Origin of the sequence: Micromonospora sp. NBC_01655, assembly GCF_026339755.1 — a bacterium.
In the GTDB taxonomy this organism is placed as follows: domain Bacteria; phylum Actinomycetota; class Actinomycetes; order Mycobacteriales; family Micromonosporaceae; genus Micromonospora.
In genome coordinates this window covers 6,342,289-6,356,775 of the sequence record NZ_JAPEQF010000001.1, presented here as the reverse complement: position 1 = coordinate 6,356,775, position 14,487 = coordinate 6,342,289, and the positions used below count along the sequence as shown (strand labels likewise).

11 protein-coding genes are annotated in these 14,487 nt (G+C 76.0%); 6 read left to right on the top strand and 5 right to left on the bottom strand.

What is annotated here, in order from left to right; all coding sequences use genetic code 11:
- Positions 1-76: 76 nt before the first annotated feature.
- From OOK41_RS27960 to OOK41_RS27950, 3 genes are read right to left on the bottom strand one after another with little or no spacing between them, the layout of a single operon-like run.
- Complete coding sequence (locus OOK41_RS27960) at positions 77-1,267, bottom strand: allantoate amidohydrolase (protein WP_117666913.1); 1,191 nt, start codon at positions 1,265-1,267, stop codon at positions 77-79.
- 44 nt (positions 1,268-1,311) lie between these two features.
- A complete protein-coding gene (gene hutU, locus OOK41_RS27955; RefSeq protein WP_266267277.1) occupies positions 1,312-2,967 on the bottom strand; it encodes a urocanate hydratase in 1,656 nt (551 codons plus the stop codon).
- A 13-nt stretch (positions 2,968-2,980) separates the two neighbouring features.
- Positions 2,981-3,835: a MurR/RpiR family transcriptional regulator gene (locus tag OOK41_RS27950; RefSeq protein ID WP_117666020.1), complete on the bottom strand. Its 855-nt coding sequence runs from the start codon at positions 3,833-3,835 to the stop codon at positions 2,981-2,983.
- A gap of 106 nt (positions 3,836-3,941) precedes the next feature.
- Here OOK41_RS27950 and OOK41_RS27945 point away from each other — a divergent pair, with 106 nt between their 5' ends.
- From OOK41_RS27945 to OOK41_RS27920, 6 genes are all read left to right on the top strand, one after another.
- Entirely contained in the window at positions 3,942-5,213 is a 1,272-nt protein-coding gene (locus OOK41_RS27945; RefSeq protein WP_266267274.1) for a hypothetical protein, read from the top strand.
- Between the two features lie 157 nt (positions 5,214-5,370).
- Positions 5,371-6,513: a glycosyltransferase gene (locus tag OOK41_RS27940; protein WP_266267273.1), complete on the top strand. Its 1,143-nt coding sequence runs from the start codon at positions 5,371-5,373 to the stop codon at positions 6,511-6,513.
- Complete coding sequence (locus tag OOK41_RS27935) at positions 6,500-7,615, top strand: glycosyltransferase (RefSeq protein WP_266267272.1); 1,116 nt, start codon at positions 6,500-6,502, stop codon at positions 7,613-7,615. Before OOK41_RS27940 ends, OOK41_RS27935 begins: the two co-directional genes overlap by 14 nt.
- Positions 7,616-7,620: 5 nt before the next feature.
- Positions 7,621-8,793, top strand: a complete 1,173-nt coding sequence (locus OOK41_RS27930; RefSeq protein WP_266267271.1) for a glycosyltransferase family 4 protein — start codon at positions 7,621-7,623, stop codon at positions 8,791-8,793.
- Positions 8,790-10,277: a hypothetical protein gene (locus OOK41_RS27925; RefSeq protein ID WP_266267270.1), complete on the top strand. Its 1,488-nt coding sequence runs from the start codon at positions 8,790-8,792 to the stop codon at positions 10,275-10,277. Before OOK41_RS27930 ends, OOK41_RS27925 begins: the two co-directional genes overlap by 4 nt.
- Before the next feature lie 2 nt (positions 10,278-10,279).
- The gene (locus OOK41_RS27920; RefSeq protein ID WP_117666031.1) at positions 10,280-11,515 is read left to right on the top strand and encodes a hypothetical protein; all 1,236 of its coding nucleotides are present in this window, start codon (positions 10,280-10,282) and stop codon (positions 11,513-11,515) included.
- A 39-nt stretch (positions 11,516-11,554) separates the two neighbouring features.
- On the opposite strand, the gene OOK41_RS27915 is transcribed toward OOK41_RS27920, so the two are convergent.
- The gene (locus OOK41_RS27915; RefSeq protein WP_266267268.1) at positions 11,555-12,940 is read right to left on the bottom strand and encodes a glycosyl hydrolase family 28-related protein; all 1,386 of its coding nucleotides are present in this window, start codon (positions 12,938-12,940) and stop codon (positions 11,555-11,557) included.
- 98 nt (positions 12,941-13,038) lie between these two features.
- On the bottom strand, positions 13,039-14,343 hold the full coding sequence (locus OOK41_RS27910) for a sugar transferase (protein ID WP_323136271.1): 1,305 nt from the start codon (positions 14,341-14,343) through the stop codon (positions 13,039-13,041).
- Positions 14,344-14,487: the final 144 nt, after the last annotated feature.

Genomic DNA, 14,487 nt, shown 5'->3' with positions numbered 1-14,487 from the left:
GGCGTAGAGCCCCGGCGCCGGCCACCCCCGACCCACCCGCTCACCCGCCTGCTCACCCGCCTGCTCCTCCGCATGCTCATCCGCACGTCAGCTCTTCGAGGACCCGGGCCAGGGCGGTCACCCCGGCGGCGCAGTCGGCGTCGGTGGCCGCCTCGGCGGGGGAGTGCGACACCCCGGTCGGGTTGCGCACGAACAGCATCGCGGTGGGCAGGTGCCCGGCCAGCACCCCGGCGTCGTGACCCGCCCCGGTGGGCAGCACCGGTGCGCCCAGCAGCGCCGCCAGCCGCCCGCCGAGGCCGCCGTCGAAGGCGACCAGCGGGGTCGCCGACTCCTCGGTGAGGGTGACCTCGGTGCCGTCCCGGCCGGCCCGCTCGGCGGCCCTGGCGCGCACCGCGTCGACCAGGCCGGTCAGCGTGTCCGGCTCGGCCGCGCGGGCGTCCAGCCAGCCGGTCACCCTCGACGGGATCGCGTTGGTGGCGTTCGGCTCGACCCGGACCCGGCCGACCGTGGCGTGCGCGCCGCGCAGCCGGGCCTCCTTGTTCGCCGCGAGCACGGTGAACGCGTACGTGAGCATGGGGTCGCGGCGATCGGCCATCCGGGTCGTACCGGCGTGGTTGCCCTCGCCGTGGAAGTCGAAGCGCCAGCGACCGTGTGGCCAGATGGCGCTGGCGACCGCGACCGGCGCGTCCCGCTCGACCAGCGCGCGGCCCTGCTCGACGTGCAGCTCCACGAAGCACGAGAACCCGCCCAGCAGGTCGGGGCGGGCGCCCGCGGGCCGGTCGCCCAGCGCCTCGGCCAGGCTCACCCCGTCGGCGTCGCGCAGCCGGGCCGCACGGCCGGGGTCGAGCGCGCCGGTGAGCAGCCGGGACCCCAGACACGGTACGCCGAACCGGGCCCCCTCCTCCTCGGCGAAGGCGGCCACGACGAGGGGGCGGGCCGGGGTGGCCCCGGCGGCGCGCAGCTCGTCGACGGCGAGGAACGCGCTGACGATGCCGAGCGGCCCGTCGTACGCGCCGCCGTGCGGCACCGAGTCGAAGTGGCTGCCGGTCAGCACGGCGTCCCCGGCGTCCGGGTCGCCCCAGCGGGCGAAGAGGTTGCCGTTGCCGTCGGCGGTGACCGGCATGCCCCGGCGGGCGGCCTGCGCCCGGAACCAGTCGCGCAGCGCCAGCTCCGGCTCCGTGAACGCGTACCGCAGGTAGCCGCCGCTGCCCGGGTCCCGGCCGACCGGGGCGATGGAGTCCCAGAGCGCCCGGAACCGGCCGGCCAGGTCTGCGAGGTCTGCGTGCTCCGCGTGGCCTGCGTGGCCCGCCGTCACGCCGGGCCCTCCGCCATCGGCACCCGCACGCCGGTGTGGTCGGCGACCTCGCGGGCGGCGTCGTAGCCGGCGTCGACGTGCCGGATCACGCCCATCGCCGGGTCGTTGGTCAGCACCCGTTCGATCTTCTGCCCGGCGAGCGTGGTGCCGTCGGCGACGCAGACCTGGCCGGCGTGGATGGACCGGCCGATGCCGACCCCGCCGCCGTGGTGGATGGACACCCAGGACGCCCCGCTGGCGGTGTTGACCAGCGCGTTGAGCAGCGGCCAGTCGGCGATCGCGTCGGAGCCGTCGGCCATCGCCTCGGTCTCCCGGTAGGGGCTGGCCACGCTGCCGCAGTCCAGGTGGTCCCGGCCGATGACGACCGGCGCGCTCAGCTCGCCGGAGGCGACCATCTCGTTGAACCGTACCCCCGCCCTGTCCCGCTCGCCGTAGCCGAGCCAGCAGATCCGGGCCGGCAGGCCCTGGAAGGCGACCCGCTCGCCGGCCAGCCGGATCCACCGGGCGAGGGACTCGTTCTCCGGGAACAGGTCGAGGATGGCCCGGTCGGTCGCGGCGATGTCGGCCGGGTCGCCGGAGAGCGCCGCCCAGCGGAACGGGCCCTTCCCCTCGCAGAACAGCGGCCGGATGTACGCCGGCACGAAACCGGGGAAGTCGAACGCCCGCTCGTACCCGCCGAGGCGCGCCTCGCCCCGGATCGAGTTGCCGTAGTCGAACACCTCGGCCCCGGCGTCGAGGAAGCCGACCATCGCCTCGACGTGCCTGGCCATCGACGCCCGGGCCCGGTCGGTGAACTCGGCCGGCTTCGCCTTCGCGTAGTCCCGGGCGTCGGCCAGCTCCACCCCCTCCGGCAGGTACGAAAGCGGGTCGTGGGCGCTGGTCTGGTCGGTGACGATGTCGATCGGCACGCCCCGGCGCAGCAGCTCGGGGAAGACGGTGGCGGCGTTGCCCACCACGCCGACGCTGAGCGCCCGACGGTCCCGCTTCGCGGCGAGCGCCCGCTCCACCGCGTCGTCGAGGGAGTCGGCCACCTCGTCGAGGTAGCGGTCGTGCACCCGGCGGTCCAACCGGGTGCGGTCCACGTCGACGATGAGGCACGCGCCGCCGTTCATGGTCACCGCGAGGGGCTGTGCCCCGCCCATCCCGCCGCAGCCGGCGGTCAGCGTCAGCGTCCCGGCCAGGCTTCCACCGAATCGTTTCGCGGCGACGGCGGCGAACGTCTCGTACGTGCCCTGGAGGATGCCCTGGGTGCCGATGTAGATCCACGACCCGGCGGTCATCTGCCCGTACATGGTCAGGCCGAGCTGCTCCAGGCGGCGGAACTCCGGCCAGGTGGCCCAGTCGCCGACCAGGTTGGAGTTGGCCAGCAGCACCCGGGGCGCCCACTCGTGGGTGCGCAGCACGCCGACCGGCCGGCCGGACTGCACCAGCATCGTCTCGTCGTCCCGCAGGTCGGTCAGCGTGCGCACCAGCGCGTGGTACGACGGCCAGTCCCGCGCGGCCTTCCCGGTGCCGCCGTAGACGACCAGGTCGTCCGGCCGCTCGGCCACCTCGGGGTCGAGGTTGTTCATCAGCATCCGCAGGGCGGCCTCCTGCGGCCACCCCCGGGCGGTCAGCGTGGCGCCTCGGGCGGCGCGGACGGGCTCGGGCATCTCGGGTCTCCTCTCAGCCGAGGAACAACTGGCGACGGGCGGCGGAGGACTCGAACGCCTCCAGCCGGCGCTGCGTCTCGGCGGGCGCGGCGTCGCAGATGGCCTGGAGCACCACCATCGCCAGGGTCATCGGGGCGGTGTGCAGGTCGAACACGAGGTCGGTGCCGACGGCGGCGGCGAGCACCACCTCGGCGTGCTCGCCTGCCGGGCTGACCGGCGAGTCGGTGATGGCCACCACGGTCAGCCCGGCGGCCTGCGCCTCGCGCAGCGCGTCCAGGGTCTCCCGGGGATAGCGGGGCAGCACGAACGCCAGCAGGGCGCTCGCCCCGGCCTCGGCGGCCTGCTCCAGGCGGTCGGTGAGCAGGCTGCCGCCGTCGTCGAGCACCCGCACGTCCGGGTGCACCTTGGCCGCGAAGTACGCGAAGTACGCGGCCAGCGGCGCGGCGGCCCGCAGCCCGAGCACCGGCAGCGGGCGGCTCGCGGCCAGCAGCCTGCCAGTCTCGGCGATCCGGTCCCGGTCTGCGAGCTGCCCGGCCAGCCGCTCCAGGCTGCCCAGCTCGGCCCGGACGGCGCGTTGCAGCTCGTTGCCGCCACCGGAGGCCCCGCCCGGGGCCGCGCCGACCAGCTCGCGCAGCCGGCGGCGCAGCGCCGGGTACCCGTCGTGGCCGAGCGCCACGGCGAACCGGGTCACCGACGGCTGGCTGACCCCGGCCAGCTCGGCCACCTCGGCCGCGGAGAGGTACGCCGCGGCGGCGGCGTGCTGCACCAGGCTGTGCGCGATCCGGCGCTGCGTCGGGGTGAGCCGGACGCCCCGGAACAGGTCGGCCACCCGGTCGGCGGATGCCGCGCTGGTGCCTGGCTCATTCATGCGGCGACTCTATGCATGAAAACTTTCAGAGGCAACCCGTGAGCACCGTCGTTGTCGCGCTGTCTCTGTACTATCCGCACGGCGGGTGAGCAGAGGAGTGGGGCACATGCAGCCGGACGGTCCGTACAGGTTCACCGAGGTGATGGGGGCTTGCCAGGTCGGCCGGGCCTGGTCCGCGCTGGATGGTCAGGGGCGGCCCGCGCTCGTGGTGGTGCTGGACGGCGCAGCGGCGGCGGACCAGCGCTGGCGGGAGGCCTTCGCGAACGCGGTGAACGCGCTCGCCCAGGCGGCCGACGGCCACCGCTACCTCGCCGCCGATTTCTACGCCGCCCACCCCTGGGCGGCCTACCCGCCGGAGGAGTCCGGCGTGCCGCACCGGCTGTTCCAGACCCTCGGCATGGACTACCGGCCGGTGGCGGGCGGCACGCCACCCCCGCCGGCCCCGGTCCAGCCGGTTTCGGCGGCGCCGCAGCCGGTTTCGGCCTCGCCGCAGCCGGTTTCGGCCTCGCCGCAGCCGGTTTCGGCCTCGCCGCTGCCCACGTCGGCGCCGCCCCAGCCGGTGTCGGTGCCCCCGCAGCCGACGTCGGGCCCGCCCCAGTTGCCCTGGGTGCCCCAGCCGTGGGCGGTGACGCCGCAGCCGGTCTCCGGCGCGCCGCTCTCACCGGCCGCCGAGCCGACGCCCGGCAGCTCCCCGCCGTACGACACGTTCTCCGCGCCCGGCCGGCGTATCACGCCGGTGGAGCCGCCCCGGCGCAGCCGTACCGGTCTCTGGGTCGCGATGGTGGTGCTGGCGGCGGTCGTCGCGGGCGGCGCCGGGGTGTTCGTCGGCACCACCCTCGGCGACGACGGGGCCGCTCCCGGCCCGGCCCCCTCGGCCAGCCCCACCCTGGCGCCGTTCGAGGCGAACCAGTTCTCCCTCAACAAGGCCAAGTTCGAGGGCGACCTCGCGCCGCTGGCCGAGCCCTGGCTGTCCCGGATGGGTGGCTGCGCGGCCGACACCGAGGTCGGCGGGCCGAAGCGGCCGGCGGACGAGAAGCGGCACGTGTTCTGCCGCTACGGCGGGCTGTCCCTGCACTTCGGCCTCTACGACGTCAGGTCCACCAAGGATGCCGCGCGGGCCTACCGGCAGCAGCTCAACCTGGCCGGCGGCTCCCTCGCCCCCGGCCTGCGCGAGGCCACCCGGACCACCGGCGGCGTCAGCGGGGCCGCCGGCAGCTACGTCGAGTACGCCTTCAAGGGTGACGACGGCCGGACGATCTGCGGGGTGTGGTGGGACCGCGACGACGGGCTCGGGGCGCTCTACCTGGAGACCCTCTGCGAGGCCGGCGTCGGCGGGAACTGGGACGCGCTGCGGGACCTGTGGCGGCGCACCAGCTGACGGCCGTCGCGGGAGTTGACAACGGTTGCGGCGGCGTCATTAATGGACACGGCCGTCGGGGGACCGGTGTGACACCGCCCGTCCAGGCGGATCCGTGGGCGCCCGCTCCGAGGTGGCGCCCCGTGTCCCTGGGGAGCATCGGGTTGGGCGACAAGTCATGACGGCGGTCGAGAACGCCGGCCCCGTGCCGGCCCCGAGCGTCGGCCCGCCGCTGTTGGCCGGGCGCTCCGTCGCGCTCGTCCACGAGTGGTTCAGCGCGGCCGGCGGCTCCGAGAACGTCTTCCTGGCCATCGCCGACCTGATCCCGCACGCCGACCGGTTCGTGCTCTGGGCCGAGTCCGCCGTCCCCCGGGACCGGCTGCGCCTGCGGGAGTCCTGGCTGGCCCGGACGCCGCTGCGCCGCAGCAAGGCCCTCGCGCTGCCGTTCCTGCCGCTGGCCTGGCGGGCCGCCCGTCCCGCCGGGTACGACGTGGTGATCTCCTCCAGCCACGCCTTCGCCCACACGGCCCGGTTCGGTCCGCCCGAGCGGACGCGGCACCTGAGCTACGTCCACTCGCCCGCCCGGTACGTCTGGAGCCCCGACTTCGACGGGCGCGGCGCGGGGCGGCTGCTGAGCGGGCCACGACGGGCCCTGCAGGCGGTGGACGTCCGGCTCAGTCGACACGTGCACGCCTACGCCGCGAACTCCCGTGAGGTCCAGGCCCGCATCCGCCGGTACTGGGGGCGCGACGCGGTGGTCATCCACCCACCCGTCGACGTCGACTTCTTCGCCGCCCCGCCGGCCGCCGAGCGGAACCAGAACCGCGAGTACCTGCTCGGGGTCGGGCGGTGGATCCCGTACAAGAACTTCGACCTGATGATCGCGACGGCAGCCGAGGCGGGCCTGCCGCTCGTCCTCGCCGGGGGTGGCCCGGAGGAGGCCCGCCTGCGCCGGCTGGCCGCGCGGGTGCACGTCCCGGTGACGTTCGAGTCGCGGCCCGGCCGGGAGCGGCTCCGGGAGCTGTACTGGGGTGCCCGAGCCCTGCTGTTCCCCGCGCACGAGGACTTCGGCATCATCCCGGTCGAGGCCCAGGCGTGCGGCACCCCGGTCGTCGGGCTGCGCGCAGGTGGGCTGCTGGAGACCGTCGTGGAGGGCGAGACGGGGTTCCTCGTCGCGTCGCGGGATCCGACCCGCCACGCCGCAGCGCTGCGGCGGCTCGACGGGCTCGACCCCGACCGGGCCCGCCGACACGCGGTCGGGTTCGGGCGGGACAGCTTCGCGGCCCGGATGGCCGAGTGGGTCGCGCATGAGTCCGGCTGAGCGGGTCGGCACGACCGTCGTCGAGTGCAGCGGCGTCGGGGACGGCGGGATCACCCGGGTGCTCACCGAGGTCGTCCGGCACTGGCCCGGCCCGCAGCGGCTCCGGGTCGTCGCCGCGCCACCCGACTGGGTCGTCCCCCCGACCGACCCGGCCGTCCAGGTCGAGGTGGTCAGCCGGCAGCCGGCCGACCGGGCCCGGGCGATCGCGTCCGCGGCCACCGCCCTGCGCGGCGTCACGGGCCGCGTCGACCGGGGCGCCGCCCCCGCCACCAGGGTGCTGTCGCTGAGCCCGTCGCTCGCCGTGCGGGGCAGCCGGCTGCCCGTCACCACGGTCGTGCACGACCTCGCGTTCCGGCTCTGGCCGCACGGGCTGTCGGGCGCCGTCCGGCAGTACCGGCGGATCAGCTACGGCACCGCGATCGGCCGGTCCGCGCGGCTGCTCTGCGTCAGCGCCCGCACCCGGCACGACCTCCTCGGCCTGTACGGCGTCCGCGACGACCGCACTGCGGTCTGGCACCCGGGCAGCAGCCTCGGCACCGCCCCCGGCCCGTTGCCCGCCCCGCTGGCCGCGCGGGTCGCTGGCGGCGGGCGCTACCTGGCGGTGACCGGGCACGCCGCGCACAAGGGCGTCGAGATCGCCGTCGACGCCCTGCCCGACCTGCCCGGGTACGTGCTCGCGGTGCTCACCGGCGGGCAGCGGGTGCCGGAGTTCGAGGCCGCCGTCGCCCGCTGCGCCGCGACGGAGCGGGTGCTGTTCCTGGACCGGCTCCCCGAGGACGGGTACGCCGCCACGATCGCCGGCGCCGCCGCGTTCCTGATGCCCAGCCACTTCGAGGGCTACGGGCTGCCGGCGGCCGAGGCGCTGCGGCTCGGCACGCCGGTCGTCGTCTCCCCCGATCCGGCCCTGCACGAGGCCACCGGCGGGCGGGCGGCCCGGATGACGAGCTGGACGCCGCGCGCCCTCGTCGACGCCGTGACCGAGGCGACGACCGCGCCCAGGCCGCCGGTGGGGGAGTGCGGCCGGTCCTGGCGTACCGCGACAGCCCACCTCGCCGACCTGCTCGCCGGGGTACCGGCGGACGCCCGCCCGGCCGGGCGGTGACAGCCGTGCGGATCGCCATGGTGCACTCCGGCTTCGCCGTCCGGGGCGGCGCGGAGCGGTACGTCCGGGACCTGTCCCGGGCGCTCGCCGACCGCGGCCACGAGGTCCGCGTCTACAGCCGGACGCCCGACGGGGAGCACCCGGAGGACCGGCCGGTCGGCGAGCGGCTCTCGGCCCGCCTGACCCGGCTCGCCCCCCGGCTGGCCAAGCTCTTCACCCACCTGGGCGACCTGGTCGACCCGACCGGACTGGGCCCGGACGACCTGCGCGACTTCGACCCCGACGTGGTGCACCTGCACAACTGGCAGGGGCTCGGCGTCCGGCCGGTGGCGCGGCTGTCGCGGCGGTGGCCCACCTGCCACTCCGTGCACGACCACGCCGTCCGCGACCCCAACAACGCCCTGGGCAACCTGGGCCGTTCGGCCGCCCTGGACGCGCTGCTGCGGCTGCGGTCCCGGTGGGTGCTGCGGCAACTCGGGCGTTGCACCCTGCTGTTCCCCTCCGAACGCACCCGCCAGCGGGTCCTGGCCGGCGCCCCGGGGGCGCGGCCGGCCACCCGGCTCCTGCCGCTGGCCGTGCCGCTGCCGCCCGGGCCGCGCGACCGGCCACCCGGCGACCGCCGCGTCTTCCTCTACCTCGGTGCCCTGGACCGGCACAAGGGCGTGGACCTGTTGCTCGACGCCTGGGCGGACGCCGTTGACGCGGTCGGCGGCACGCTGCTCGTCGGCGGCGACGGCCCGCTGCGCGCCGAGGTCGAGCGGGCGGCCGAGCGGTCCCGCTCCGTGCGGTACCTCGGCTACCTCGACGCCGAGGGCAAGCGAGCGGCGTTCCTGCGGGCTGGCTGGCTCGTCTTCCCCAGCCAGTGCGCCGAGACGTTCGGCCTGGTCTGCGCGGAGGCGCTGACGGCGGCGCGACCCATCATCGCCAGTGACACGGCCCGGCCGCCGATGGCCGAGGAGACCTCGGTCCTGGTCTTCCGCACCCGGGACGAGCTGGCAGAACTGCTGCGCCGCGCCGCCCGGACACCCGACGACGAGTACGCGGCGATGTCCGCGTCGGCCGGCGCGGACGGGGCGCGCCTCGACTGGGACCGGCACGTCGACGCCGTCGTCGAGACCTACCGGACGGTCGGCGTCCGTGCCGGTGCCGACCAGCGACCCGAGGTGAGCCGCCAATGAGCCCCGACACCGGACGCCGGCCCGCCGCGACGGCATCCGGAACGGCGCCGGTCCGCCGCCGGCCGCCCACCCCCTGGCTGATCGGCGGCGGGCTGCTCCTGCTGGCCGTCGCCGGCTGCGCGCTGGCCGGCGTCTCCCCGGTGGCGCCCCTCTTCCTGGCCGGCCTCGGCGTCGTCGCGGTCCGCCCGGTGCCCGGCCTGGTGTACGTGCTGATCGTGCTCAACGCCCCGCTGGGGCTCTGGATGACCGGCGTCCAGGGGCTCGTCGGCGACGCGTTCGGGGGCCGCGAGTACGTGCTCAGCGTCTCCGCCACCGCGGTGGTCGGCGTCCTCTTCGCGCGCACCGCGCTGCGCGGCCGGTGGACCCGGACCCGGCTCCTCGCCGGCGCGGCGGTGCTGCTGGTCGTGGCGGTGTGGAGCCTGATCGGCGTCGCCCACCACGGGGTGGCCCAGACCCTCGTCGGCGTCCGGCTGACCCTGGTCCCGCTGCTGCTGCTCGTGGTGCTCGCCGCGTTGGCCCGGCCCCAGGTGCGCACGGTGCTGACCGCCCTGTCCTGGCTGCTGGTGGCCAACGCCGTGGCGGCGGTCGGGGAGTTGGCGGTCGGTCCGGCCCGGCTGGTGCGCTGGGGCTTCGAGGAGGACCGGGCGGTCCGCTACATCGGCGACACCTTCCGGGTGCCCGGCCTCACCGAGTTCAACGGCGAGCTGGGCATCCTGGCCGGCGCGTACCTGCTCGGCTACGTGACCCTGTGGCTGCTCCGGCGCGCCCGGCGTGCCCCGTGGCCCTGGCACGCCGGAGGGCTCGCCGCCGTTGCCTGCCTGGCCCTGAGCACCAGCCGGTCGGGGGCGCTGCTGGTGGTGGCGGGGGTGCTCGCGGCCGTGCTGCTCGACCGCTCCGGCGGGGCCGCCGGGCGCCGCCGCGCGCGGCTGGTGGGCCTGGGCGTGGTCGTCTGCGTGGCCGTGGGCTTCGCGGCCGTCGGCGCCACCGGCGCCCGCAGCCTCTTCGAACGGTTCGACGTCTGGGCCGGGCTGCTCGGCGGCGACCTGCCGCCCTGGGGGCGCGGGATCGGCGGGGTCGGCGCGGCCACCACGTCCCGGGTGACGACCGGCCCGCAGGTCTTCGTCGACAACTACTTCGTCAGCGTCGGCCTCCAGTACGGCCTGTGGGCGATGGTCGTCCTGGTCGCCGGCATCGGGTACGGACTGGTGCGGCTGTGGCGGCGCACCGCCGACCACCCGGCGTCCGTGCTGCACGTCGCGGTGCTGGCCGGCCTGGCCGCCGCGTTCCTGGTGATCGAGGCGTGGGAGTACCCGGGCGCGATGATGTGCCTGGCCGCGTTCGTGGCGTACGGCCTGCGCCTGGACGACCCGCCCTCGCCCGCCCCCTGGCCCGCCTCGTGGCCCGTCGCCTGGCTCGCCCCCGACCCCGCCCCCGGCACCTCCGGCGCTCCCGACACCTCTGGCACCGACGCGCGGCGGGCCTGAGCGTGCGACCGCTGCTCGCCGTCGGGGCGCGGCTACAGGGCTCGCAGTTGTCGGTGCAGGCGCTCACCCGGCTGTGCAGCGTCTACGTCTTCCTGCTGGCGTCCTGGGCGGACACCGACCGGCTGCCGGCGGTGGCGTTGCAGGGCGCGCTGCTCGCCGTCCCGTACACGCTGCTGGAGGCCCTGGTCGGCCGGCCCCTCTCCGCCGGCCTGGTCCCGGCGGACTGGCACGTGGAGAGCTGGGCGGGCCGAGTCGCCGCCGCGACACTCGCGCCGGTCGCCGTGCTGGGCTACCTGTGCGCCACGGTGGCGCTGCCGGACACCGGCGCCGCCGACCGGTTGTTCCTGCTCGCCCCGGTGCTCCTGCAACTGCCGCTGGAGGCGTTCTTCTGGGCCACCGCGGGCACCCGCACGCCCCGCCGGGCGAACCTCGTCCCGCAGTTGACCGCGGTCGGGACCCTGCTCGGCGGCGCCGTGTTCGTCGCCCTCGACCTGCGGGTCGACGTCGTCGCGGTGCCCGCCCAGGTGGCCGTCCTGGCCTGGGTGCTGCTGCGCCGCCCCGCCGCCGCGCCCACGGCGGTCCGCCCCGGCCTGCGGCGCGGGTTGGGGGTGGGCTCGGTGTACTGCGTCGCCGCGGCCGTCGACCTGTCGTACACCGTCACGCTGCCCTCGGTGGCCGGCGCCGTGGCGGGACCGGCAGCCGTCGTCGTCCTGCGGGCGATGGACCTGGTCTTCGGCCCGTTCCACGTCGTGCTGTCGGCCAGTGTCCGGGAGGATGTCGTCGCCGGCCGGCGTGGCCGTTGGCGGACCGGCACCCGGGCGTTGACCGTGGCGGCGTTGGTGGCGGTGTCGGCGGTGGTGCTCGCCAGCGGGCCGCTGCGGGCCCTCGTCGCCCCCGACCTGGCCACCGTCGGCGTCGGGGTGATCGCCCTGTACTGCGGCTACAAGGCGCTGCTCACGGCGGCGACCTGGCTGTCCACCCGGCACATGGTCTGGGCGGCGCCGCGCCGCTACCTCGTCTCAGCCGTCGGGTCGCGGGTCCTCGCGTTCGGCGGGCTCGCGGCGTCGGCCCTCTGGGTCACCGGGGTCGCCGGCCTGGTCGGTCAGTTGCTGGTCGCCGAGGCGGTGGTGGTCTGCTGGTTCCTCGCCCGGATGCGGCCGTGGACCGCCGACGAGCCCGTCGCGGAACCGGCCCGGGACCGGGCCGCGGTGCCGACCGGGGGCGGTGCCGGGCCCTGACCCGCCACCCGGCCCGGCCGCCGGCTCCTGACCCGGGGATCAGGGCTCGGTCGCGAGCACCTGCACCGCGCCGCTGGGGAACAGCGCGCACAACTGCGTGCGACCGCCGACGTCCCGCGCGAAGACGCGCACCGAGCCGTCGCCCGGGCGGCCGGGCTCGGCCTCGGCGCGCAGGTCGAACGCGGGCCGCACCACGAGGTTCTTGTCCGGGTGCCCGAGGCCCTGGGTGATCTCGACCAGCGTGGTCGGCGCCGGCGTGCCGATCCAGCCGCGGCCGGTGCCGGGGATGCGCCGGCCGTCGGCGTCCACGGCACCCGGCTGGGACAGGCTCACCCGGACGCTGGACAGCCCCCGCTCCGCGCCGAAGTCCACGGCCGCCGTGCCGCAGTTCACCACCTTGCTGTCCACCAGGCAGCCGGAGGGCTCCTCGGGCTGGACGCCGGGCACGAACTGGATCCCGATCTCCGGGTGCGGGTCGGTGTGGTTGTAACCCAGCACCAGCCCGCCGATCCAGCGGATGTCGTTGCGGGAGATCCGGACGCCGACCCCGCCGTTGAGGTCGGCGTAGCAGTTGGAGCAGCTGATCCCGGTGGCGGCCAGGTCGAACGAGACGTTCTGCTTGATCCCCCAGGCATGGCAGTTGACCATCGACGTGCCCATCGAGTCGCCGGCCAGCCGGAACCCGCTCGCCCCGTTCTCGAACGTCAGGCAGTTGATGAACATCGAGTCGTGCGGGCCGTGGAAGTTGATCCCGTGCCCGTCGTTGCCGTGCGTGCGCACCGCCGACAGCCGGGCCTCCATCTGGTGCGAGGGCGCCGGCAGCGCCCCGGCCGGCCCCCACTCGCTGACGATGCCGTCGTTGCGGCAGTTGAAGACGATGACCTCGGAGAGCTCGTAACCGTAGCCGTAGACGCGCAGCCCGTACCCGGCGGAGGGGTTCTGCTCCTTGTTGCCGTCCAGGGTGAGATCACGCACGCTGAACAGCGTGATCCCCTGGTCGGACCGGGTGCCGGCAAGTCGGGAGAACCCGTCGGACTCGACGATGGCCGAGTTCGCCCCGGCCCGCAGCCGCAGGACGGTCGCGTCGCCGCCCGAGCCGCGCAGGTGCACCCGGGAGCGGAGGGTCAGCCGCCCGGTGAGGTACGTCCCGGGCGGGAAGAAGACGATGCCCCCGGCCCGGCCCGCGGCGTCGATGGCCCGTTGCAGGGGCGCCGTGTCGTCGCTGCGCCCGTCGCCCCGCGCGCCGTGCTCACGGACGTCGACCACGCCCTGGCCGCCGGAGCCGTCCGACGACCAGGGGCCCATCGCGGCGACGCCCACCGCCGCGGTGCCCAGGCCGGCGGCGACGGCCCCGCCGCGCAGCAGCGCGCTGCGCCGGCTGACGCCCGATGTCCCCGACGGGCCGTCGAGGTCTCCGTGGGCCATCTGGTCCCCTCCCGTGAACCGGCCTGGTCAACGATCTGGACCGGCCCGGACCGATGATCCCACGACCCGGCCGGGCAGAGGACGGGCGGCACCGGCCGTCAGTGCCGGCCGCCGCGGAACAACTCCGCCACCGTCCGGAGGATCACCTTGATGTCCAGCCACAGTGACCAGTTCTCGATGTAGTAGTTGTCGAAGCGCGCCCGGTCGGAGATCGGAGTGTCCCCGCGCAGGCCGCTCACCTGCGCCAGCCCGGTCAACCCGACCGGGACCCGGTGGCGCATCGCGTACTGCGGGTACTGCGCCGAGAACTGCTCGACGAAGTGTGGCCGTTCGGGGCGCGGCCCGACCACGCTCATGTCGCCCCGGAGGATGTTCCACAGCTGGGGCAGCTCGTCCAGGGACGTCCGGCGGAGGAACCGGCCGACCGGGCCGACCCGCCGGTCGTGCGCGATCGACCAGGTGGTGCGCGACTCGTGCTCGTCGACCGGGCGCATGGAGCGGAACTTGACGACCCGGAAGAGCCGCCCGTGCCGGCCCACCCGCTCCTGGAGGAAGAAGATCCCGCGCCGGTCCTCCAGGTACGTGGCGAGGGCGCAGAGCATCAGGACGGGGCTCAGCACCACCAGCGCGACCGCGGCGATCACCACGTCGGAGGCCCGCTTGACCGCCCACTTCGGACCCGAGAACGTGGTGTCACCGACCTTGACGATCGGGATGGCCCCGATGTGGTCCGGGTTCCCGTCGTGGGTGCGGGACCCCCACAGCCGGGGCACCGCCCACAGGTCGCACCCGGCGCTGGCCGGGCGGCGGAGCAGCTCCATCAGGGCCGGCTCCGGGCAGGACGGGTCGGCGATGATCAGCACCTCGCACTCGACCAGCTCGACCAGCCGCTCCAGGTCGTCCAGCGTGCCGATCACCGGCAGCCGGCCCGGCGAGCGCGCCCCCGTGGCGTCGACGCAGCCGACGAAGCGCAGGCCGTACCGCGGGTAGCGGCGCAGCGTCCGGGCCAGCTCGGCGGCGACCGGCCCGCTGCCGATGACGAGCGCGTTGTGCTCGACCCAGCGGCGCCTGCGGGCCAGGTCGGCGAGGGTCCGGGTGACCGCCCGGCTGACGATGACCAGGGCGGCGCAGACCCCCACCCCGCGCATGAAGCCGGCGGCGTCGTCCGCCGGGTCGTGCCGCACCGCCGCGATGATGGCGACGATCGCCCCGCAGGCCAGCAGCCGCCCGGTGAGGCTGGGCAGCTCGTCCAGGAGGCTGGTGTGCCGGCGGGCCCGGTAGAGCCCGCCCACCGCGAAGACGGTCACCGTCAGGGCGGCCATGACCAGGGTGCCGCGCCAGAACCGCGTGGTCAGCAGCAGCGGAGCCAGGAGCGCGGCCAGGTCGGCCGGGGCGGTGATCATCCACGCCCGCAGCCCCCGGGTGCGTCGCGACGCCCGCGATCCCGCGTACGGCAGCACCGCAGTGGTGTCGAGGCCCGGCCGGGCCGGGGCGGCCTCCGCCGGTGGGGACGCGCCCGCCCGGTCGCCCTGCGGCGGGGGCTCGGC

Coding starts and splice junctions, on each gene's coding strand:
- hutU (WP_266267277.1), bottom strand. CDS start 2,967: ATGCCCGAGCCCGTCCGCGCCGCCCGAGGCGCCACGCTGACCGCCCGG.
- OOK41_RS27950 (WP_117666020.1), bottom strand. CDS start 3,835: ATGAATGAGCCAGGCACCAGCGCGGCATCCGCCGACCGGGTGGCCGAC.
- OOK41_RS27945 (WP_266267274.1), top strand. CDS start 3,942: ATGCAGCCGGACGGTCCGTACAGGTTCACCGAGGTGATGGGGGCTTGC.
- OOK41_RS27940 (WP_266267273.1), top strand. CDS start 5,371: ATGACGGCGGTCGAGAACGCCGGCCCCGTGCCGGCCCCGAGCGTCGGC.
- OOK41_RS27935 (WP_266267272.1), top strand. CDS start 6,500: ATGAGTCCGGCTGAGCGGGTCGGCACGACCGTCGTCGAGTGCAGCGGC.
- OOK41_RS27925 (WP_266267270.1), top strand. CDS start 8,790: ATGAGCCCCGACACCGGACGCCGGCCCGCCGCGACGGCATCCGGAACG.
- OOK41_RS27915 (WP_266267268.1), bottom strand. CDS start 12,940: ATGGCCCACGGAGACCTCGACGGCCCGTCGGGGACATCGGGCGTCAGC.
- OOK41_RS27910 (WP_323136271.1), bottom strand. CDS start 14,343: ATGATCACCGCCCCGGCCGACCTGGCCGCGCTCCTGGCTCCGCTGCTG.